Origin of the sequence: Nocardioides ureilyticus (assembly GCF_051280745.1) — a bacterium.
In the GTDB taxonomy this organism is placed as follows: Bacteria; Actinomycetota; Actinomycetes; order Propionibacteriales; family Nocardioidaceae; genus Nocardioides.
In genome coordinates, this window is sequence record NZ_JBNCOG010000017.1 from 50,855 (window position 1) to 71,126 (window position 20,272).

Consider the following 20,272-nt stretch of genomic DNA (forward strand, 5'->3'; position numbering starts at 1 on the left):
GTCACCTCCTCGGCGTCTCAGTGGGGCTAGTCGGCTGGGGTGGTGGTCTCGCCGAGCACGAACGGCGGCAGAGGCCCATGCGCCTCGGTGCGGGTGTTCATCGCGATCGGGTAGTGCACCTGGCGGCCGTGGATGGCGGAACAGGCGTGGCAGACGTACTTCTCGGCCTCACCGTTGTCGCCGAACCAGCCGTCCATCTCCGAGTGCCAGGCGACCGACCGGGGGTAGCCGCAGCGGCAGAGCGTGGACTCGTACATCTCGAGGCCCATGAGGAGCGCCCGGTCCTCCGGCGTCCACGCCGGGGTGGCGATGGTGGACGTCGGCCGATCGGGGTGCTCGGAGTCGTCGTCGTAGACGAACGTGGTGGTGATCATCCGCAGGCCGAGGAACACCGTCGGCGCGGTCCCCACGGCCCGGGCCGCGGAGATGAGCTCGCGCGCTACTGCCGCGTGAGGTTCAGCAAGGAGGCGGGCAATTTTGGGACGTCGACCCCGCCCCGGGCGCACACCTCGTGGGCCGTGTTCGTCAGCTCCCGCATCGCCCGAGCACCGAGCTTCTTCCGCAGCGCCTTGACGTCGCCCACGGACATCGTCGGCTCGACGGCGCAGGCCGCGACGAGCTGGACGTTGTAGTCGGTCATGTCGGCGCCGTCGCCCTTGGGCTCGTGGCGCTTGTTGAACACGGCGAGCTCGTCGGTCGAGAGGCCGCGGAAGAGCGGGAACCACATCGCGCTCGTCATCTCGCGGCGTACGGCGGCAAGCTCGTCGTTCAGGGCCTGGGCGCGGGAGGCGGCGGAGACGTCGGCGGCGGAGGCCTCGGGGTCCTCGATGAGCTCGCCCTGGGCGTTGACCATCGCGGCGAGCTGCGCGATGAGGTCGTCGTGGCGGGCCTGGAGGTCGGCGCGGAGGCAGACGCGGGCGTGCTTCTCGGGCAGCTTCGCGGAGGCGAGGACCTCTTCAATGGTCAGCTGCCGGCGCACGGGCGTCGGCTGGTCGGTGGGGGCGTTGGGGTTGCCGAAGGCGCCGCCGGCGGGCAGGGCGTCGGGCGGGGTGGGGTCGCCGAGGGACTGGTCGGTGCTCATGGTGGTGCTCCTGTCGAGGTTGTCGAGGTTGTCGAGGTGGTCGTCGAGGTGGAGGGGTGGTGCTGGAGGGGTGGCGGGCGACCTCGACGCGCGCCCGCCACCCCTGCTCAGGGGTCAGCCGGTCAGGCCCCGGCGGCTGCGGCGACGACGCCCTCGTCGCCGGCCTGCGGCTCGAACGGCACCCGGCGCTTGATGTAGCCGCCGGCGTTCTGCGGCCGCTGCGGCCGGTCGGTGAGGAGCTCCATGTAGAGGAACTCGTCGGCGGCGGCCCAGTCGGCGGTCGAGAGCTTTCCGTCCTCGCGGAGGTAGCCCCACACCGTGGTGCCCTTCTCCTTCACGGCCTGGAAGGCCTCGTCCTCGGCGGGGTCGACGGCGCCGGTGGCGTCGGTGAAGTAGCGGAAGAAGGTGGCGCCGGCGGTGAAGTTGTCGGCGCCGATCGCGTTGGCGTTGTTCGTGGTGCACAGCGCCTTCTCGTTGACCTTGTCGGAGTCGCCCGCGGAGAAGGTGAAGTCGGAGGCGAGGATCGCGCAGGAGGCGTCGATGCCGGCGTTGAGCTCGGCCGCGGTCGGGTTCGCGGGGTCGGCCGGCTTGGCGACGAGGATCGTGAACTTGAGGTGGCCGTCGGCCAGGCTCTTGGGCATGGTGTTACTCCTTCGCCCCGGCGGCCGGGGTCTCAGTGGTGGGGGTGGCCGAGGTCGCGGTCGCGACGTCGGTGGCTGGGGTGGCGGACTCGGCTGCGGCGTCGTCGGTGGCGCGCTGCTTGGGCGTCAGCCGGAACGGCTTCTTGAGCGTCGGGTGGTCCATGAAGTGCTTCGGGACGCGGTGCTTCTCGCCCGTCGCCCGGCTGTAGACGTTGATGAATCCCATCGGGGCCTCCTGGTGGTGCGCCCCGGTCGGTCCGGGGTCAGGTGTGGGCGGTGAGGTGGAAGAGCAGCGGCGTGTAGAGCCGGTGCGGGGTGACGCCGCGGTCGACGAGCAGCGGACCCGGGTCGTAGCCGTCCGGCACCTGCAGCGGCCCCGTCTGGAACCGGTCGTCGCCGACGCCGAGGGAGCCGGGGGACCAGCGCCGGAACGCGCCGCGGATCCGGTCGACCAGGGCGAGGACGTCGTAAGTGTCGCCGCCCGCGGCGGTGATCTGGATGGGCCAGTCGAGGTCCACGTAGGTGTCGGCCAGGTCCTGCTCGTCGCCCGGGGTGCCGACGCCGGGGAAGAGCACGAAGTACGGGCGCACCCGGGCGTCGGTCGGGGACTTCGCCGGCGGCTCCGCGGGCGTGTCGACGTCGGGGAGGCCGTGCATGGCGCCGACCTGGCCGACGTACCCCGTGGCGTGGGTGATCGTCTTCGCGCGCTCGGCCACGGCGAGGGTCAGCAGCCGCAGGTTGATCCCCATCAGAGGACGTCGCTGGCGAGCTGGGCGAGCGCCGCGGTGTAGCCGGGCACCTGCCGGTCGAACGCCGGCCCCAGGAACGGGGTGCCGGCCTGGGTGGAGGTGCCGTACTCCTGGTAGACGCCGTAGTCGACGGTCGGGCCGATCTCGGCGGCCATGGCGCCGTGCCGACCGTCGCCGCTGATCGTGGTCGAGATGGACCCCTGCAGCGCGCCGGTGTCGACGGGGGCGAGGGCCTTCGCGTCGGCCTCGATCGCGAGCGCCGTGCGCCGCAGCGCGGCGGAGGTGGCGGCGCCGACCCGGCCCGTGCTGGTGGTGAGGCGGGAGCCGAGGTCGCGGACGGCGGAGGTGTCGAGCTCGATGCCCATCGCGGCTACCTCCTCGAGGTCGGGCGGGTCAGTCGTTGAGGGTGCAGAACAGGTCGCGCTCCATGCGCTCGGTCCCGACCAGGACCTGCAGGACACGCAGCGTCCGGCCGTCGAGCAGCGGGTCACCGGAGCCGGCCGACACGTCGACGAGGTCGCCCTCGGCGGGTACGGCCGCGGCGTCGACGGCGACGAGGTAGGAGGCGACGGTCTCGGTGTCGCCGGCGGTGACAACCACCCGAGCCTGGGTGGCCAGCGCCTGGACCCGGGCGGTCCCGGTCCAGTACGGGTCGAGCAGGACGGCGACCATCTGCTCTTCGGCGTCGGACCACGCCTGGGTGGTGCCCGGCTTGCGGAGCCCGATCGGTGCGGTGTGGGTGGCGGCGACGACGGGGCGGTGGACCTCGGCCCAGCCGTCGAGCGGCCCGGGCCAGCCGGGGCGGCCGGTGTGCAGCCGGCGAGGCATCAGGTCGGCCAGGCCGTGCGCTCGGGCCGCCCGTCGGTCCCCTCGAGGTCGATGACCTCGAAGTAGCCCTCGTCGGCGTCGTCGTCCTCGCGGTCGGCCTGCGACCGGAGCGACGCGGCGCGCTTCCGCAGGCTGTCGGCGACCTTCGTGCCGTCGGTCTGCAGGTCCTGCGTGTGGATCGCCTTCCCGACGAGCGCCTCGTTGTCGGCGATCGTGTCGAGGACCTGCGCGGCCGCGCGCTTCACGCTGCCGCCCTCGAGGTCGAGGAAGTCGGTCAGCTCGGCGTCGGGGAAGAGCCGGTCGCCATCCGCGGTGGCGGTGTCGTTGATCAGGGAGCGGAGGATCCGCAGGTCATCGGCAGCCACGGCGGGAGCTCCTCACGCTCGAGCAGGGTGGTGGCCGGGTGGCCGGCGCGGGATCGCCACGCCGACCACCCGGGGTCGACCCGAGAGGGTCAGGAACCCGACGGGGTCCCGTACTTCGCGCGGAGCTCGTCGCGACCGAGGGGCTCGCCCTGGTCGTCGACGAGGTCCTCGGGCTTCGCGCCCTTGACCTTCACGGCGTACTCCGCCCACGCCTCGGTGGAGGCGTTCCCGGCCGGCTCGGCGTTCGGGTCCGGCGGCGTCTGAGGCGTCGACGAGCCGCTGGTCGAGCTCGCGCGCGTCGACGTCGACCGCGAGGTCTTCTTCTCCGCCCCGGCCGGCAGCTGGTCGCTGCCCCAGTGCTTCGGCACCGACGGCAGCGCGGTGCCGTCCTCGGTCACGACCTGGACGAAGTCCTTCTCGGCCAGCAGGTGCCGGCCCGTGGTGTTCTCAGCCATGTCGTCCTCCTCAGACGCCGCTGTTGTCGGAGCCGTAGGTGAGCGTCGGGTCGCCGTGCGCGACGCCCATGATGTGGCGGCCGCGGTACCAGATGGTGTCGTCGTCGAACGACCCCGCGGTCACCACGATGTCCCCGCCGCCGACCGCGCGGCCCTGGTCGGCCTTGTAGCGGAAGTCGGGGCGCTCGAAGCCGCGGACGCGGCCGAACCAGAACGGCGAGCGGCGCGCAGTGCCCGGCTTGGGCATCACGATCCAGGACTCGCCGAGCTGCTTCTCGTTGACGACGAGGTCGACCTTGCCGCGCAGCGGGTTGGGCTCGAAGGTGAACCCGCCGTTGCCGTCGGAGACCTGCACCCGGTCGACGTTCAGGATCCGCTCGGCCTGCGCCTCCAGGGCGTAGCCGACGACCAGCTGCAGGCGGCCGGCCGGGATGATCGCCCCGGTCTTCGGGTCCCGCTTCGTGCGCAGCGAGGTGAGGACCGTCTCCAGGTTCGCGGCGTTCAGCTCGAGCGTCCCGATGTTGCCGTTGCCGGCGTTGAAGAACGACGTGTTCAGCGCGCCGGTCTCGAGGTCGATCATCAGCCGCAGGCCGCGGTCGTCCTCGGTGTCGACCGCCATCTGCGGCATCTGGTTCGGGATCAGCATGAGCTGCTCGAGGTCGTCGTTGACCTGCGCCTCGAAGGAGAACCCCCACAGCAGACCGGTCTTCTTGCCCCGGATCGGGTACTCCTCGAGCTCCGGGCCCTGGGCCATCGGGTAGCCGGTCCGCTCGGGGACGTCCTTGAAGACCTGGGAGCCGAGCTCGAGCTGGCTCATGTACTTCGGCTTGAAGTTCGCCAGCGTGGTGGGGGTGAGGAACTTCGGCCACTGCGTGGGCAGCGCGTCGTAGTTCTGCAGCATCTCCCGCTCGATGACGGCGCCGGAGGCGAACTGGGCGAGGTCGCTGGTGGTGAGCGCCTCGTTGAGCTCGAACGCGGCGCGCTTGGAGCCTTCGCGGGCGTGGGTCATCAGGCGCGCCACGCCCATGGCGGCCTCCATGAACCCGGGGCGGGCGGTGAGCCGGCGGCGGTGGGCCTCCGGGGACGTGCCCGAGCTCTCCGCGGAGATGCTCTCCGCGATCTCGAGAAGAGTGTTCGTCATGGTGGGTCTCCTCAGATCCGGACGAGCTTGACGTTGACGGTGCCGGCGCCGGCGGCCTTGGTGGCGCCGGTGGCGACACCGCGGTCGATGACGGGGACGGTGTGGCCGAACAGCACGTTGCCGGCGGCCGTGGTGGTGAGGTCGTTGGTCGCCGCGACGATGAAGATCGGCGTGCCGGCGGCGCCGACGGCCTCGGGGACCTCGAGGGCGTAGACGCCGTCGGGGGCGACGGAGGCGTGCCCCTCGGGGTTGCCCACGCCGCCGTACTGCTTGCCGTCGACGACCTCGGTGCGGTCGGTGTCGCAGACGCCGATCAGGCCGCCGACGATGACCGGGTCACCGGAGCGGGTGCCGGCCGGGACGGGCAGGGAGAGGGCCGGGCTGGTGCCGGCGAAGACCTGGTTCTTGGACATGATCAGGCGCCCTTCTGCTCGGGGAGGCCGAGCACGTTGTCGATGTCGCCCCAGCCGATGGAGCCGTTGCCGGACTCGGTGACGACGGTCCCGCCGTGGCCGACGACGCGGCCGGAGCCGGCGTCGGCCTTCTTCGCGGCCGACTCGGTGTCGACGAGGGTGGTGAAGGCGGCCTCGTCGAGGTCGCCGGACTCGGTGACCTCGATGTCCGCGAGGAGGCCCTTGACCTCGCGGGGGGTGAAGGTGACGCCGGCCTCCTTGGCGCGCGCCTCGACGATCTCGGTCGCGCGGTCGGTGCGGGTGCGGACGGCGGCGGCCTCGCGGAGCTCGTCGCGCTCCTTCTCGGCGGCGGTCGCGCGCTCCTCGAGCTGCGCCACCCGGCCGGCTGCCTCGGTGAGGCGTCGGTGCTCCGACTCCTCGATCGAGATGTTGCCCATGGTGTCCTCCTCGGACTCCTCGGTGGTGGGGTTGGTGCTGTCCGGCCGGGTGGCCGGGACGTACTTGGTGACGGGGCGGACCTGGGCCCGCTCTCCGGTCAGGGACACCGACAGGTCGTCGTCGGCGACGGTGTAGGCCTGCTGCCAGGTGCGGGACGGCTCGTCCTCGCTGGAGGCCTCGAACCACACGATGGTCTCGTCGAAGTCGCGGACCCACGCCCAGCGGCGGTCGCTGCCGTACGCGGTGCGGATGGCGTCGGAGAGCTGCTCGCGGCGCTCGTCGGCGGTGGCCTCGGCGATGCCCCGCTGCACGGCCGCCTCGATGACGGCGGACGGCGGGGCGGACTCCAGGACTTGGAGGACCTTCCCGCCGCGGCCCGCGCGGGAGACGAAGTCGACGGAGTTGATGACGGCGACGGACTCGATGATCTGCCCGCGGCGGCCCTCGGCCTCGCCCTCAGTGACGTCGGAGGCGGAGCCGCGGATGGAGAGGCCGATGTGCGGGGCGAGGTGCTCGTCGGCGAGGAACTCGCGGTACGGGGCGGTGACGGTGCACTCGGCGACCACGGCCTGCTGGTCGGCGTCCCAGCGGCCGGCTTCGGTGATGACAGCGGCGATGTCGCGGACGGACCGGTTGCCGTTCACGTCGAGCCCGGACCCGTCCTGGTGGGGGTGGTCGAGGTACATCTGGGTCCCGACGGCGACGAGGTCGGCGGCGGACTCGCAGACCTCGGGGGAGTAGTAGCCGGAGGAGCCCCAGCCGGGGGTGAGGACCTGGATGGTCATGCGGCCGGACTTGCGGTCCGAGGTGGTCGCGGCCTCGGCGAGCCGGAGGCTCTCGCGGATCTGCTGGGGCATGGCGTGACCTCCCGGTCGGGGCGTAGCGTGCGGCGCGTGATGGACACCTGTGACAGGTGCGGGACCAAGCTCGAGGTCGTGGGGTCGTTCCGTGAGCCTGAAAGGACCGACCAGCTCGGCATGGACGCTGGCAAAGTCGTCTTGGCGGGTCGCTGCCCGAACCCGGAGTGCGAGGGGCCGCGTGGCGGAGAGACGGTGGAGAACGAGCTCTTAGCGGAGGAGGACGGCTCCTGATGGGAGCTGACAACGACGCGGACTGCGTCGAGCACGTGTGGGTGCTGACCGAGATCGGCATGAACGGCCGTGCCCTCGACACGACCTCGGAGTGCGGACGGTGCGGGACGCCCCGGTACGAACCCGGTCAGGCAGCGCGCGACGCGCGGCCGCCGCTGGGCTGAGGCGCCGGGGACACACCCCAGGAGTCGCGCCACCCGTCGGTCGTACGCCGCTGCGTCCACCCGCCCATCGGGTACTCGCCACGCATCCAGGCGTCGTACCGCTTCGGACCGAGGATCTGCAGCTGCTGCTCGGACGACAGCGCGTCGAACCGGTCGCCGGCGTCCGGCACCAGCGACGGCGGCTCCTCGACGTCGACGCCGAGGTCGGCCCACGGCTTCACCAGCGGCAGCGCGGCGCACCGGCCCTGCTGGTGGTCGTCCGGCCCGGGCATCTCGATGGGGTGCACGGTGCCGTGCTTGGCCCAGCACGACGGGCAGGTGCGGGTGTCGAGCGCGGAAACCCACTGCCAGCCGCGGAGCACGTCGGCGTGCTGCAGGCGGCCGATGCGCGCGCCGGCGCGGTGCGCGTCCAGCGTCTCGGTGCGGGCGATGTTGAGCGCCCGGGAGAGGCCGAGCCCGCCGTTGAACGCTTTCTCGGCCCGCCGCACCATCCGCGCCGCCGTTTGACGCGGGTTTGAACCCGAGGCGACACCGCGGATCAGCTCGCGGCGTACGACCTCATAGGTCTCGGCCGGCAGCGGCTGCAGCAGCGAGGTGATCTGCTGCGTGGACCGCTCGACGATCGCGGTGATCTGCCGTTCGTCGACGCGGGACCAGGTCTCGAACCCGTCGGAGATGTCGCTGTTCGGCGGGAGCTGGGAGTCGATGACGGAGGCCTGGGCGCCGCCGGCGAGGTCGACGACCTGGCGGAGGTCGCCGGTGAGGCGTACGCCGGCCGCGGCGGTGAGGGCCTCGAGCTGGTCGGCGACGATGGCGAGGGCCTTGCGGAGGCGGGTGGAGCGGAGCAGCTGCGCGCGGGTGACCTTCTCGCCGGCGGTGAGCTGCTCGAGGAGCGCGGCAGTGAGGTCGGGCTCGATCTCGTTCCAGGCGTCGACCCAGGCGCGGACGAGGTCGCGGGTCTGGGCGTCGGTGATGGTGCGGAGGGCAGCGTTGAGTTGCCGCTGGAGGCGGAGGGTGCGGGCGGTGACGGCCATCAGTCGTCTGCCGGGTCGTCGTCGGCCGGGTCGACCGCGACCGCCGGGTCCTCGCCGCGCCGCGCACGCTGCACCGCGGCGTCACCCTGCGAGGCCTCCGGATCGATCCAGTTCCCGTCCTCGTCGGTCATCTCGTCGAGCAGCTCGTCGACGTCGTCCACTCCGAGCGCGGACATCAGCAGCCGCGCCGTCTCCACCGGCGGCAGCTTCCCCGTCGAGTCGGCGTTCACGATCGCCTCAACCAGCTTCACCGGGTCCAGATCGTTCAGGTCCGGCCAGTCGACCACCACGGTCCGCTCGACGTCGCCGGTCAGCGTGATGGTCTCCCGGCCGGTGCGCTGGTCTCGGATCACCGTGCCCCGCAGCGGCCCGCGCGGCGCCCGCACGGCCTGGTCGATGACGTACCCGAGGATCGTCTGCAGCACCGACGTCCAGAGCCGCCGGCGGGCGTTCATCTCCAGCACGACCGGCTTGTCGAGCGTCTCGGCGACCGCCCGGGCCCCGGTCACGCCCGGGTCGGCCAGCAGGTCCACGACGGAGACGCCGAGCGCGGCGGCCACCATCGACGCGAGCGGACGGCCGGACTCGGAGTCGATGGTCGCGCCGGACTTCGGGATCGCCTCCAGCGAGACGCCGGGGCCGCCGGCGGCGACACCACCGATGAGGCCCTGGTCGGGATCCGCGCTGGCCACCTGGCGGGGCATCGCCGCGGCCAGCTTCTGCGCGGCGTTCCGGGCCCTCGAGGACTTGTCCCCGGTCAGGCGCCACGCGAACTTCGACAGCGCCTTCACCAGCCGAGCCCAGTCGGTCAGGAACCCCTCGTAGGCGCGGGCCCACGGCAGCGCGGCGTACACGTCGGGGATGCCCCACTTCGCGCCCTCGGGCCGGTTCACCGTCACGTGCAGCATCGGCTGGTCCCACAGCACCGGCAGACCGTCGATCGACCGGGGCCGGGTCGCCGGCCAGTAGCCGAGCGCAGGGTGCAGGACCCGCCGGGTCTCGGTGCGGCGGCGGGTGCCGCCGCCGTAGCCGGCCTCGATGACGGAGGAGGTGTAGGTGCGGAAGAAGAACCAGGTCTCGTCCCGGTCGTCGGGGTTGGCGATCTTGTCGCCGATCTCCTCGAACGGGGTGACGCGGATCTGCACCCGGCCGGTGAGCGGGTCGGGGAACAGGGTGAAGATCAGGTTGCCCTGCTTGCCGAGCCGGCGCTCGAGGTTCTCCTGTGCCTCCGGGCTGGTGAGGGCGACCTTGTTCGACTCGTCGTCCCAGAACGCCTGGATGACGGCGTTGACGTCCTGGTCGGCGCCGTCGCCGGCGCGGGCGGAGACGTCGAAGCCCTGGCCCCAGACGTAGCCGAGGCGCAGCTGGAGTCCGCGCTTGATCATGGGGGAGGCGATGGCCATGACCGAGCAGTTGCGGATGACCGAGGTGAGGCCGTCGCGGGAGAACTCGCGGTCGAGCTCCATGCCGGCCTGGCGCCAGCCGCGGTCCTCGGCGGCGAGCTCGAGGTCGGAGAGGGCTTCCTCGAGTACCTCGACGGTGAGGCGTTCAGCGGCGAGCTCGATGGCGAGCTGGTCGGGGGCGGTGGTGGGGGTCTCGGTGACTTCGAGCGTCATCGCGCTCACCCCCTCAGGGCCGGTCGGGTCTTGTAGGCGGGCGGTCAATATGGGGTGATCTGGAAGTCGGCCAGCTCGTCGTCGAGGTCGTCCTCGGTGACCAGGTCCCCGCCGAGCAGCGGCTGCAGCAGCAGCCGGTTCAGCCCCTGCGACAGCGCGTCGACCTGGTCGTCGTTCGTGGCGGTCGGGAACCCGGCGCACTCCTCGATGAGCGCACCAACCCACGGCGCGATCGCCGGGGCCGGCAGCCACACGTTCTTCGCCTCGACCAACGGCGACACCGCCCGGGCCCGGGCCTCCTTCGACCCCTGCGGCTCCTCGGGCACGATCCCGCCGACGCGGTTCCGCAGCGACGCGATCACGGCCGGCCCGTTCGCCTTGTCCTCGACGATTTTCAGCACGGCCTGCGGCCAGCGAGCGGCGAGCTGCTCGAACTGGGCGCAGGTCTCGACGAAGTCCCAGCGGCCGCGGACCTGCTCGAGGAGGTAGGCATCGACGCCGCGGCGGGCCCACACCTGGCCGACGACGAAGTCAGAGGAGTCGGTGTCCTTGAACGCCATGTCCCAGGACATGAGGATCTCGTCGAAGTTCGTGACGATGCGGGCGCCGTCGGGGCGTTCGAGCCAGAGCGGCTGGTCGTAGCGCTGCCACCAGTCGCGCTTGAGGATGCCGCCCTCGACCGGCGCGGGTCGGCCCTGGTACATCGCGTTCCAGACGCGGGAGCCGACCTCGCGGATCTTCTTGAGCCAGTCGCGGGCGGTGCGGCCGCGGGCGGACTCCATGAACTCGCCGGGCTCGCGGCCCAGCGGGTCGGGCTGGCCGTGGTCGGGGTCGTCCTCGGGGAGGGTGGTGGAGTCGATGGCCTGGGCGGCGATGTTGAGCACGTCCCACTCGTCGGGGTGTTCTTCCTGGAGCCAGCCAGAGAGGTCGTCGCGGCGCCACCGGGTCTGCACGATCACGACGGGGGCGCCGGGGGCGAGGCGGGTCAGGGCGACGGACTGCCAGAAGTTCCGGACGGTCTGGCGCCAGGCCTTGGAGTCGGCCTGCTTCTCGTCCTTGTACGGGTCGTCGATGATCAGCAGGTCGACGGGCTTGCCGGTCAGCGAGCCTTCGATGCCGACGCAGACGACGCCGCCCTCGTAGCCGAGGAGCTTGAACTCGTGCTTCTTCGCGGTGGACTTCGACAAGGTCAGGCCGAGCTCGGGGTGGGCCTTGAGCTTGTCGCGGATGGCCTCGCCGAAGGTCTGGGCGAGCTCGAAGCCGTTGGAGACGATGGCGATGCGCAGGTTGGGGTTGCGGTGGAGCAGCCACAGCGGGAACCAGATGCTGGTGCGGAGGCTCTTGCCCTCCTGCGGGGGCATGTTGATCTGCTGGCGTTCGACTTCGCCGCGGGCGACGGCGGCGAGGCGTTCGTCGATGAGGCGGAGGGCGGGGGTCTGGATGGTGGTGCGGTCGAGGGCGGCGGCCATCTCGCCGGGGGTGGCGTAGGGCTGGGCGCGGAGCTCGGGGGCGAGGCGGGTGCGGATCTTTTCGACCATGAGGTCGTAGGCGGTGGCGGTCATCGCTCACCTCCCCCTGGACGCACGAAGACCCCGCTGCACCGTGTTTTGGGTACGCGAGGTCTGGGCTCGAAGATGACACAGAATCGAGTGGCACGCAACTGCCATCCGCGTGCCTGTCCTGATGAGGCGCCGTTCCAGGACCCGACTCACGCAGGTGAACGGCGGGCTGCGACCGCGCAGCAGTCATCCGCTAGATGAGTGCTGGCTGGTGCTTCACCTGTTGAACCGCGGCGCTTGTCACAGTTGATGGCACCACGTCGGGTACGCGGAGACCGGGAGAGAAGAACATGACCTCCGACCCTCGACCCCGACGGTTTGCGCTGTAGCTCAATGAGTACCGGATCTGCTCGAACCCGTCGTACAGGCTGACGATCTCGGGGGCCGCGTCGTACGACACGATCCACGGGTGCTCGACCTGCCCAATGGCGGCGGCGATCCTGGCGTGGTCGTCGGGGCCATAGAAGTTGTCATAGAGACCCTTGCCCTTCACGTAGTAGGGCGGGTCCAGATACAGGAAGGCCTTGGTACCTGCGCTGTCTGGCTTGGCCCACGACAGCAGGAAGTCAGCGGCGTCCTGCTGCGTCACCTCGATCCGGGATCTATGACGGCCGATCTTCTGGATGCGTGAGACCAAGTCGCTCTTGTTGAACCGCGCGTCGAGCTTCCAGTCGCCAGACTGGTCCTTGCCGCCGATGACGCCGCCACTGATGATGCCCGAACGATTGGTGCGATTGAGGAAAAAGGTGGCGTACCCCAACTCCAACGGCGTTGCGCGAGGGTTTTCGGCGACCTCGCGCTGACGGAACCACTCGTCCATAGTCACCTCGGTGCCGACGATGAGTGCGCAGAGGTCGGCAGTCGAGTTGAGGACAGAGGACCAGAAGGCGTGCACACCTGGGTTGAGGTCGTTGATGTGGACAGTGTCGGCGTAGTCCTCGAAGAGGAGGGACAACGCCACGCTGGCACCGCCGGCATACGGCTCGACGTAGTCACAGCCGACTAGGTCGTTTTCGAGGAGCAGGAGCTTGACGTAGTTGGCCAGCTTGCCCTTGCCGCCCGGGTAGCGGAGCGGGGAACTGTGAAGGCCTGGGACGAAACTCACGAGAAGACCGCTTCGAGGAACGGCTGCAACTCGTCCCAGGTGGTCCTTAGTTCGCTCGGCTTCGGGTGCACGTATGGATTGTGCACGTACTGGTGGAAGTTCGTGACGCTCGCGGCGATGGTGTGTTGCCCGTCGGCGATCTTGTTGACGGCTCGCTTCAGGGCGTTGGGGATCTTGCCCTTCTTCTCGAGGTCTGCCGCCACCGCCTTCAGCCGCTGCGCGAGGTTCGGATCGCCCTTGGACTCGACGGTGACGCTCTCGCGGTTGATGTAGTCATCGACGGCGAGCTCGAGGAACACGCGCAACAGGACCGAGCCCGCATTCACGAACGTCTCGGAGGAGAGCTCGACCAGCTCGTTGTAGATCTTGTTCAGGCGTGGCAACTGTGGGTTGAGCGGGCTGGTCGGCGACGCGACCGTTGTGCGCTCGAGCGGGGGCTTCGGCTTGCCCTTCGGCTTCTTTGTCGCGCTCTTCGACGCTGGCGTGCCTGTCGCAAGGTCAGTCAGCTTGACCGGTTCGACCAGACGAGTGGCGGGGTCGGGAGTGCTCTGTGTCGGAATGCCTTCGGCGTACTTCTTGCGGTCGGACGCGTGGTACACGTCCTTGACGTCTACCCGCCCTGATTCGAAGTCGTCGACGACGCGTCGGAGTCCCTTGAGGACCTCCTCGAGGGGGTACCACGACAGGATCTCGCCTTGTGAGCGTTCCACTCCGAGACGTTGCTGCACGTCGGGGTTGCCTATGACGCGGGTGAGGTTGGTGCTGATTGGGCTGCTGGGCTTCGACCCGTCGACGGCCTCGAGGAAGTCGATGATCTGCCCTCCAAGGCTCCGCTTCTGGCTGTCGCCATGACGCGAAGCGAAGCGGTCCTTCTCGTCGGAACCCCACTCAAGGAGCCCCGCACCTTCCTGCGAGCCCGCGTGGCGGCTCAAGACCCACTGATACGCCGCGTCCGCCTCGGACGCGGCGTACACGACGCAGTTGATCTCCTCGACCGGGTCACGGGCGAACTCGAGCGACAGTGCTTGCAGCTTCTTGTACTCCCCGGGCTTCAGGGCGCCTTGGACGATGGTTGGTGTCTCGAGCGCCTTCACGGCAAGAAGCCGTCGGTTACCTTCGATCACTCGGTATCGACGGCGACGGTCGGCGGTGGGAAGCACCGAGAAGGGCTGCGCGGGATCGAGACCCCGCTCGACGATCGTGGCTGCCAGCTTCACCAGACGCTTGCCCTGCAGAGTGGCGAGCGCATGCGCAGCCTGCTGCTGGGACGCAGACTCCTGTCCGAGACGGGCGTTCGTCTCGTCGAGCAGGAGGTCGGCGACGGGGATCTTGGCCTGCTGGGGCATGAAACTTCCGCTCTACGTGCCTGGTGGGGTCGGCGGCACGCTACTTGTTCCTTTACCCGGCCGGAGGCGGAACGAAGTACGAAGTCGGAGGCTCCATGTCGTCGGGTGTCTCCCTGGCGTCGTCGACGCAGCCATCACGCGCTCTCCTGCCGGGTGGCGTCCCACTCGTCGACGAACCTCGCCACCCGCGCCGGGTGGATGCCCAGCTGCCGGCCCGCCGCTTGCACGTCTTCCCCGCCGTCGACCGCCGCCCGCAACGCACGCCGCTGCTGGTCCTCCCGCGCCCGCTCAGCGGCAGCCCGCTCCGCGCGCTCCACCATCCGCGCCGCCTGCTCCGACACCGACGGCCAGAACACCAGCCGCAGACCCGGCGACCCGTGCACCCGACCAGCGAACGCCTTCACCAGCTGGTCGTGGCCCGGCCGGCCACCACGGGCCGGGCCCGGCGCGGCCGGCACCTCCCGCGCGCCGTCGACCGACGAGACCCACCGGCACACCGACAACACCTGGTTCCGGTCCATCCACCGCCGCACCGTCGACGGCGCGACCACCACCTGCGTCATCGTCGTCGCCGCCTCAGCCGCCATCGCGATGTGCGTCCACCCGTCCCCGGACGGGCCAGCGGTCAGCAGGTGGCGGCGCACGGCGTTGGCGTACTCGCCCGGGTCGTACTGCTTCCGGCACCCCAGGCACTCCCACGACTGCCCGACCGACGGGTCCGCGATGCCGCCCTGGTCGCAGCGGCCACACGGCTGCTGAGCGAGCCGCCGCTCGAGCGCGTTCGGCGCGAGCTCCGGATAACCGAGGTCGACGAGCCGGTCGCCCTCCCGCACCCACGCCCGCTCCGGCGTGGTGTGTCGGCACGGGCGGGGCCGGGCGAACTTCCGGACCAGGCGCCGGTCGCCGCACTCGAAGCACGCCACGCCCTGCTCTGGGTCCTGCTCGTCGTGGAGCACTCGCTCGAGCTGGCGGCGTACGGCGGCCATGTCGGTGGTGAACCGCTGCCAGTCGATCCCGCCGGTGGTGTCTTGGGCGAGGTCGGTGAGGCGGTCGGCGAGGTAGTGGGTCGTGCCGGTGACGGTGGGCGGGGCTGGGAGGGCGTGGCCGTAGTGGGCGCGGATGGTCTGATTCCAGGCGGTGAGGGGGAGGAGGACGGGGACGACGTCGTCGGCGCGGTGGTCGTCGTCGAGGTGGGGGGACCAGGTGAGGTCGTCGCGGTCGGCGCCGGCGCGGGTCATGAGGACCATGGCGTCGCCGCCGGGGATGGGTGCGGCGGCGATGAGTCGTCCGTCGCGGCCGCCGCGGACGGCTTGGAAGCGGAGGTGGCGGGAGAGCCAGCGGATTTCTTCGAGGTCTTCGCGGACGACGGCGATGCAGTCGGTGCAGGTGAGGGGGTGGTCGTTGTCGAGGTGGCGGTAGCTGCAGAGGACGCAGTGGTGGGCGGTGCAGGGTGCGCAGCCGTCGGCGCCGGGGCAAGGGCCGCCGGTGTGGGTGGGGCAGTCGTCGCGGTGGTCGCGGGTGACTCGTTGGCCGAGGTGGCGGTCGTGGTGGCAGGGCTTGGGGCGGCGGTCGGTCACGCGTTCTCCTGCGAGTGTCGGTACCAACGACTACGGTCCAGCGCCATGTGGCAGATGGCGGTTGGGTGGGGCATCGCCGTGCTGAGCATCGGCGTCAGTGCGAACTGGTTCGCCGGAAGACAGACGCGCAGCCTTCGACGGTTGAAGTCGGAGGCTGACCTCCTCGCGGTTCTTCCGGACAGCGATGGCAAGAGCAAGCTGCACAAGCTGCTGGACCGGGAGCTGCAGTCGTACGTCCGATCGCGGAGATTTGGCCCGCTCACCCGGCGGCGGCGCACGGTAAGAGCCATCGAGTTTCTGCGCCTGGTGCTGGCGGTCCTTCTGTTCGGTCTTGGTGTTGCCCTCATCGCGAAGGGTGACGAACTGCCCCGGTGGATTGCGCCGGTCTCGCTGGCGGCAACCGTGCTCTTCCTCATCGGTCCGTCTGTGATCATCCGGCGACTGGAGCAAGGCGCGGTCACGGCCGGCGCTCCCATCCGGCGTCGTTGAGCAGCCGGCACACCAGCGCCTCGTGGAGCCGGACCCGGCCCTCAGCGTCGACCTCGAGGTGAATCTGTTGGGTGGGGACGTCGGTGCCGGGGACCCTCTGCTCCCAGGTCCGGCGGTCCATCAGGCGGCCCCACGGGGCGCAGTGCGGGGCTTCTCGGCGCTCCGCCTGGAGCGCGTCGTTGACGCTGGCGACCAGCACGTTCCTGACTGCTTGCGGCCGGTGCTCGGGCATGGCCGCCAGGACGGCGGCGACCAGGCGCTCGGCGAAGTCGTCCGAGATGAGCACCATGCGCACCACGTTGAGCCGTTCGGTGTCGGTCAGCGTCCGGGCGTTCTCGGGCTTCAGTTGCTCGGTCATCGGCTGCTCCTCGGTCGGGTCGGGTGGTAGGGCTGGGTGCGGTCGTGGCATCCGCAGCCCTGCTGGTTGCACTGGCAGGCGCACGTGGGGCGGCAGGTCATCAGGCGCTCCTGGAGGTCGAGCGGGGTTGACGCCTTTGGGGCGCCTTTCCGAATGGTCGGCGTGCACGAAAGTGCAATCTTTCGGGAAGTCGAAATAACCTTTCTGCGACCTTTCCGTTTTCTATTCCGAAATAGAAAAGCGTCGGGCACGATTCCGGCATGGATAAGCGAATCGACGCACTCGTCAGCCGAGCAATCACCACCGCCGAGGTGCTCAACAACGGACGCGCCGAGGACCTCCAGGTCTTCTTCGACGTCGACGCACTCAAGCGGCTCACCACGGCGATCACCACGCCCGAGAAGCTGCTCCTCGCATGCGACTCAGCCCAGGAGCAGGCGTACGAAGCCATCCGTAACCGGGACATGCCACGCGCCCAGGCCGGGCTCGTGCTGCGGGACCGGATCGGTGGGTCCGGCGGCCGGCGGTACGGCGACGGCCCGGACGGATGGCGTCCGCTCGACTGAGGCACGACGGCACCCCCTCGGAAGCCACCGCTGGCGCTTCGCAACTCGGGCTGGTCGGTCATCGGGCCTCCTGGGCGTTGAGGTCGAGCAGCGGGACGAAGCGGCCGGGCAGCGAGCAGCCGGCCAGGACGCGGGCGTCCGCCCGGCCGTAGGCGACAAGCACCGACGGCGCGCCCGCGTTGAACCCGGAACGGCGGCCGTCGACGTGGTGGAAGGTCAGCCGCCCGCGGACGAACAGCAGCCCCGCGGCGTACGGCCAGACGTGGTCGAACCAGGCCGCGGTCTCCGTTCGGGCGAAGATCAGCGCGGTGCCGCAGCCGTGGAACGCCAGTCGACGCAGCCACCGACCAGCCTGGGAGTACGGCGGGTTGAGCCATACACGGCCCGCCCATGGGGCGGTCAGCCCGTCGTCCTCGACGAGAGATGTTGACGGGCGGTGTCCCACGGTCGGCGATCGCCGGGCGAGCAGGGGTCGAGGTCAAAGGGGCCGAGGGCGGCGATGACCTCGCGCGGGGTGATCCACTCATCGGTGATGCTGCTGGTCGCCTGGTGCGAGCCGATGCCGGCGCGGCGTCCGCCGGGGGCGAGGACGGTGTCGCCGAAGAGGTCGATGTCGGTCATGCGACCACCTCGCCCGCCACCGTCGACCCACCGAGCCGGTCCAGGAACACCTCGATCGCCCGCGACCGCTCACCAGGCACCAGACCCAACGCATCGATCGCCGCCAAGAAGGCACCCGTCACCAGCTCCGCACGCTGCTGCTCCAGCTCGACCACCCGCTCGGCGATCCCCATGTCGTGCGCCGCCTTCGCGAACCGCACCACCCGATCCCGCCACTCCGCCTCCAACGCAGCCAGACCGCGCACGCGCTCGCCCGTCTCGACCCGGGTGCCCTCACGGCCCACGGCATACGTCGCACCGACGAGCCCGTCGACGTCTTCGCCGGCGACCTGGATCCGCAGCAGCTCCCCGTAGATGTCCGCCCGCAGCACCGCCACCCGCAGCTGGTCCATCACCACCTGCCCCGGGTCCAACGCGGCGGCGCTCGAGCGGCTGGCGGCCTCCGAAGACCAAGCCAGCAGGTTCGCCTCGCCCTGCGTGCGGGCCAGGTCGAGCTCCTTGCCGACGTGGTGGCGGCACATCGCCATGCCGCGGACGGCGGAGGCGTGGTGGTCGGGCTTCTTCGCGGCGCACTCCCAGCGGTCGTGCTCGGGGCACCAGCGGGCACCCGAGCGGCTCATGGGGTCGTCCGCCCTCATGGGCTGGCCGGTCATCGAGCGCAGCTCATTGGGAGAGCGACGACGAGGGGTCGGGTGGCGGTGGCGGCGAGGCCGCGTCGGGGGGTGTGGGAGGTGTCGGTGGAGGTCGTCCCTGAGGTCGTCCCCGGGACGAGGTGGGTGGGGTGGTTGTGGGGGGTGTCGAGGACGTCTCCGGCGACCTCGTCCCCCGTAGGGGAGGGGGACGAGGGACGAGGTCGGCTGTGGAGGTCGTCCCCGGTGGCGGGACGAGGTCGGGACGAGGTGGGACGAGGTGGGTTCGGGTGGGTGTTGGAGGGGTGCATCAGGACTCCTCTCCGGGGTCCGTGGACGGGGCGTCGGAGGGATCGCCGTCGGCGTAGTACGGCTTGATGTGGTGGTGGGAGATGCGGCCGCGGGACTCCGACTTGGCCAGGACGTAGCCGCGGGTGACGAGGAGCTCGATGGCGAGGCGCTTGGTGGTGGCCTTGCCGCCGACCATGTCCTCGAGAGCCTTCTTGGACATGCCGGGGTTGAGCTGGACGGCGCGGCTGATCTTCTCCATGAGGACGGTGGGTTCGAAGGTGTCGCCCTTGCGGCCGGAGTCTTCGCCGGGTGGGAGGAGGTGGGCGGTGAGGACGACGTCGGAGGCGGTGGCGTCGAGGGTGAACTCGGCGATCTTGTTGCCGAAGGCGTTGCCGCGGACGTGGCCGGGGCGGTCCTTGGCGACCTGGACGGAGGCGAGGCCTCGTTTGCCGCGGCCGAAGGGCTGGAGCATCTTGACGATGTAGGCGGCGCCGTCGATGCCGGCGAGCTTGTGCTGGGCGCCGAGGGCGAAGCGGTCTTGCTTCTCCTTGTCCTTGACGACGTGGTCGATCATCACGACGGCGGGGCCGTGGTCAGCGATCCAGCGGGGGAGGAGGCCTTGGAAGTGGGCGGAGTCCTCGTTGGAGTTGAGGTCGAAGCCGTGCATGGTCATGGCTTCGGTGACGCCGTCGAGGACGACGAGGCGGGCGTCGGTGAGGGCGGGTTCGAACTGGGCGCGGCCGCCGTCGTCGAGGGGCCGGTCGGGGCGGACGTAGGTGAAGTGGTTGCGGATCTGGGTGGGGGTGGCGCCGAGCGCGAGAAGGCGGCCGATGACGCGGTCGGCTCGGTCCTCGAAGTCGAGGAAGGTGACGTTCTCGTCTGCCTGCATGAGCTGGATGGCGGCGAGGAGGGTGAGCCAGGTCTTGCCGGACTCGGATTCGCCGGAGACGGTGTGGACGGCGCCGTCGTAGAAGAGGAAGACGCCGTCGGAGCGCATGAGCATGGTGGGTGGTGGGTCGAGGTATTCGCCGGCGAGGACCTGCTCGAGGTCAACTGGTGACCAGGTGGTGGGTGCGGCGAGGGTGGTGCGGGCGCCGAACCGGGTGACGGTCTCGTCGAGGCGTTGGAGGGCTTCGCCGAGGTAGAGGTCGATCTCGTCGACGCGGCCCTTGGCGGCGATCTGGTTGAGGCCAGCGGCGACGTCTCCGACGACGCGGAGGCGGCTGGTGTCGCGGACGATGCAGGCGTGGTGCTCGGCGAGCAGGGTGTTCGCGGGGTGGCCGATGAGGTCGGTGAGGGCGCGTACGCCGTCGGCGTCGCGGGCGGCGACGAGGGCGGCGTTGAAGGTGACGAGGTCGGGTGGGACGGCGTGCTTGGCGTGGAGCTGGTGCCATGTGTCCCAGAGGCGCTGGTGGACCGGCCAGTAGAAGTCGCCGGTCTCGAGCACGGTGGCGAGGTGTTCGCCGGGGTGGTCGCCGTCGGGGCCGGGCGTGGCGAGGAGGGCGGCGAGGACGGCTTGTTCGGCTGCTCGGTCGCCTGGGGCTGGGCGGCCGGGGTTGTCGTAGTCGGGGTCGAATGGGGGCTCGACGGGGTGGAGGTGACGGGGTGGTGGTCCGTCGTGCGTCACGTGGCTGTCCCTCGAGGTTGGTGCGTCCCGGTCGGCGGTGATGGAGCCGGGGTGGTGCTGGGGTGCGCCCGGGAGCAGGTACGCCACC

27 protein-coding genes are annotated in these 20,272 nt (G+C 70.6%); 4 read left to right on the forward strand and 23 right to left on the reverse strand.

The annotated features are described in order from the left end of the window. Positions 1–26: 26 nt before the first annotated feature. The 12 genes from ACSMHG_RS11280 to ACSMHG_RS11335 form a co-directional block, all read right to left on the reverse strand. A complete protein-coding gene (locus tag ACSMHG_RS11280; protein WP_435744898.1) occupies positions 27–410 on the reverse strand; it encodes a hypothetical protein in 384 nt (127 codons plus the stop codon). Between the two features lie 29 nt (positions 411–439). Beyond that, the gene (locus tag ACSMHG_RS11285) at positions 440–1,081 is read right to left on the reverse strand and encodes an SNARE domain-containing protein (protein ID WP_435744899.1); all 642 of its coding nucleotides are present in this window, start codon (positions 1,079–1,081) and stop codon (positions 440–442) included. Positions 1,082–1,203: 122 nt separating this feature from the next. Beyond that, positions 1,204–1,722 carry a phage tail tube protein gene (locus tag ACSMHG_RS11290; RefSeq protein ID WP_435744901.1) on the reverse strand — a complete coding sequence of 173 codons (519 nt, stop codon included), beginning with the start codon at positions 1,720–1,722 and terminating at the stop codon, positions 1,204–1,206. Positions 1,723–1,726: 4 nt separating this feature from the next. Continuing rightward, on the reverse strand, positions 1,727–1,948 hold the full coding sequence (locus tag ACSMHG_RS11295) for a hypothetical protein (RefSeq protein ID WP_435744903.1): 222 nt from the start codon (positions 1,946–1,948) through the stop codon (positions 1,727–1,729). Between the two features lie 37 nt (positions 1,949–1,985). Beyond that, complete coding sequence (locus ACSMHG_RS11300; RefSeq protein ID WP_435744906.1) at positions 1,986–2,471, reverse strand: hypothetical protein; 486 nt, start codon at positions 2,469–2,471, stop codon at positions 1,986–1,988. Next, entirely contained in the window at positions 2,471–2,836 is a 366-nt protein-coding gene (locus ACSMHG_RS11305; RefSeq protein WP_435744908.1) for an HK97-gp10 family putative phage morphogenesis protein, read from the reverse strand. The genes ACSMHG_RS11300 and ACSMHG_RS11305 overlap by 1 nt, the downstream gene beginning before the upstream one ends. Positions 2,837–2,864: 28 nt before the next feature. Further along, positions 2,865–3,299 (reverse strand): DUF6093 family protein, encoded by a 435-nt coding sequence (locus tag ACSMHG_RS11310; RefSeq protein WP_435744910.1) that lies wholly within the window; start codon positions 3,297–3,299, stop codon positions 2,865–2,867. Beyond that, entirely contained in the window at positions 3,299–3,664 is a 366-nt protein-coding gene (locus ACSMHG_RS11315) for a hypothetical protein (protein WP_435744912.1), read from the reverse strand. The genes ACSMHG_RS11310 and ACSMHG_RS11315 overlap by 1 nt, the downstream gene beginning before the upstream one ends. An 89-nt stretch (positions 3,665–3,753) precedes the next feature. After that, positions 3,754–4,119, reverse strand: coding sequence for a hypothetical protein (locus ACSMHG_RS11320; RefSeq protein ID WP_435744914.1), 366 nt, complete (start codon positions 4,117–4,119; stop codon positions 3,754–3,756). 10 nt (positions 4,120–4,129) lie between these two features. Beyond that, the gene (locus ACSMHG_RS11325; protein WP_435744915.1) at positions 4,130–5,260 is read right to left on the reverse strand and encodes a phage major capsid protein; all 1,131 of its coding nucleotides are present in this window, start codon (positions 5,258–5,260) and stop codon (positions 4,130–4,132) included. Positions 5,261–5,271: 11 nt separating this feature from the next. Beyond that, complete coding sequence (locus ACSMHG_RS11330) at positions 5,272–5,673, reverse strand: DUF2190 family protein (RefSeq protein ID WP_435744917.1); 402 nt, start codon at positions 5,671–5,673, stop codon at positions 5,272–5,274. Positions 5,674–5,675: 2 nt separating this feature from the next. After that, complete coding sequence (locus ACSMHG_RS11335; RefSeq protein WP_435744919.1) at positions 5,676–6,968, reverse strand: hypothetical protein; 1,293 nt, start codon at positions 6,966–6,968, stop codon at positions 5,676–5,678. A gap of 36 nt (positions 6,969–7,004) precedes the next feature. Here ACSMHG_RS11335 and ACSMHG_RS11340 point away from each other — a divergent pair, with 36 nt between their 5' ends. Continuing rightward, a complete protein-coding gene (locus tag ACSMHG_RS11340) occupies positions 7,005–7,202 on the forward strand; it encodes a hypothetical protein (protein ID WP_435744921.1) in 198 nt (65 codons plus the stop codon). Further along, positions 7,202–7,366, forward strand: a complete 165-nt coding sequence (locus ACSMHG_RS11345) for a hypothetical protein (RefSeq protein ID WP_435744923.1) — start codon at positions 7,202–7,204, stop codon at positions 7,364–7,366. Before ACSMHG_RS11340 ends, ACSMHG_RS11345 begins: the two co-directional genes overlap by 1 nt. Here ACSMHG_RS11345 and ACSMHG_RS11350 read toward each other — a convergent pair. From ACSMHG_RS11350 to ACSMHG_RS11375, 6 genes are all read right to left on the reverse strand, one after another. Next, positions 7,330–8,400, reverse strand: coding sequence for a phage minor head protein (locus ACSMHG_RS11350; protein ID WP_435744925.1), 1,071 nt, complete (start codon positions 8,398–8,400; stop codon positions 7,330–7,332). The two genes, ACSMHG_RS11345 and ACSMHG_RS11350, sit on opposite strands and share 37 nt — an antisense overlap. Continuing rightward, positions 8,400–10,016, reverse strand: coding sequence for a hypothetical protein (locus ACSMHG_RS11355; RefSeq protein ID WP_435744927.1), 1,617 nt, complete (start codon positions 10,014–10,016; stop codon positions 8,400–8,402). Before ACSMHG_RS11355 ends, ACSMHG_RS11350 begins: the two co-directional genes overlap by 1 nt. 44 nt (positions 10,017–10,060) lie before the next feature. Beyond that, positions 10,061–11,578: a phage terminase large subunit gene (gene terL / locus ACSMHG_RS11360; RefSeq protein WP_435744929.1), complete on the reverse strand. Its 1,518-nt coding sequence runs from the start codon at positions 11,576–11,578 to the stop codon at positions 10,061–10,063. Between the two features lie 190 nt (positions 11,579–11,768). Continuing rightward, the gene (locus ACSMHG_RS11365) at positions 11,769–12,680 is read right to left on the reverse strand and encodes a DNA adenine methylase (protein ID WP_435744932.1); all 912 of its coding nucleotides are present in this window, start codon (positions 12,678–12,680) and stop codon (positions 11,769–11,771) included. Further along, on the reverse strand, positions 12,677–14,026 hold the full coding sequence (locus ACSMHG_RS11370; RefSeq protein ID WP_435744934.1) for a ParB N-terminal domain-containing protein: 1,350 nt from the start codon (positions 14,024–14,026) through the stop codon (positions 12,677–12,679). The genes ACSMHG_RS11365 and ACSMHG_RS11370 overlap by 4 nt, the downstream gene beginning before the upstream one ends. A gap of 134 nt (positions 14,027–14,160) precedes the next feature. After that, on the reverse strand, positions 14,161–15,603 hold the full coding sequence (locus ACSMHG_RS11375) for a hypothetical protein (protein ID WP_435744936.1): 1,443 nt from the start codon (positions 15,601–15,603) through the stop codon (positions 14,161–14,163). Between the two features lie 45 nt (positions 15,604–15,648). Here ACSMHG_RS11375 and ACSMHG_RS11380 point away from each other — a divergent pair, with 45 nt between their 5' ends. Continuing rightward, entirely contained in the window at positions 15,649–16,092 is a 444-nt protein-coding gene (locus ACSMHG_RS11380) for a hypothetical protein (protein ID WP_435744938.1), read from the forward strand. Here ACSMHG_RS11380 and ACSMHG_RS11385 read toward each other — a convergent pair. Further along, positions 16,061–16,450, reverse strand: coding sequence for a hypothetical protein (locus tag ACSMHG_RS11385; protein ID WP_435744940.1), 390 nt, complete (start codon positions 16,448–16,450; stop codon positions 16,061–16,063). The genes ACSMHG_RS11380 and ACSMHG_RS11385 overlap by 32 nt on opposite strands. A 260-nt stretch (positions 16,451–16,710) precedes the next feature. Between ACSMHG_RS11385 and ACSMHG_RS11390 the strand changes: the two genes are divergently transcribed. Then, positions 16,711–17,016, forward strand: a complete 306-nt coding sequence (locus tag ACSMHG_RS11390; protein WP_435744942.1) for a hypothetical protein — start codon at positions 16,711–16,713, stop codon at positions 17,014–17,016. Positions 17,017–17,074: 58 nt separating this feature from the next. On the opposite strand, the gene ACSMHG_RS11395 is transcribed toward ACSMHG_RS11390, so the two are convergent. The 4 genes from ACSMHG_RS11395 to ACSMHG_RS11410 all read right to left on the reverse strand — a co-directional run bounded on the left by ACSMHG_RS11395 (position 17,075) and on the right by ACSMHG_RS11410 (position 20,184). Continuing rightward, positions 17,075–17,461, reverse strand: coding sequence for a DNA N-6-adenine-methyltransferase (locus tag ACSMHG_RS11395; protein ID WP_435744943.1), 387 nt, complete (start codon positions 17,459–17,461; stop codon positions 17,075–17,077). Then, positions 17,416–17,637: a hypothetical protein gene (locus ACSMHG_RS11400; RefSeq protein ID WP_435744945.1), complete on the reverse strand. Its 222-nt coding sequence runs from the start codon at positions 17,635–17,637 to the stop codon at positions 17,416–17,418. Before ACSMHG_RS11400 ends, ACSMHG_RS11395 begins: the two co-directional genes overlap by 46 nt. Next, positions 17,634–18,290: a hypothetical protein gene (locus ACSMHG_RS11405; RefSeq protein WP_435744947.1), complete on the reverse strand. Its 657-nt coding sequence runs from the start codon at positions 18,288–18,290 to the stop codon at positions 17,634–17,636. Before ACSMHG_RS11405 ends, ACSMHG_RS11400 begins: the two co-directional genes overlap by 4 nt. A gap of 286 nt (positions 18,291–18,576) precedes the next feature. Continuing rightward, positions 18,577–20,184: an AAA family ATPase gene (locus tag ACSMHG_RS11410; protein WP_435744949.1), complete on the reverse strand. Its 1,608-nt coding sequence runs from the start codon at positions 20,182–20,184 to the stop codon at positions 18,577–18,579. Positions 20,185–20,272 lie beyond the last annotated feature (88 nt).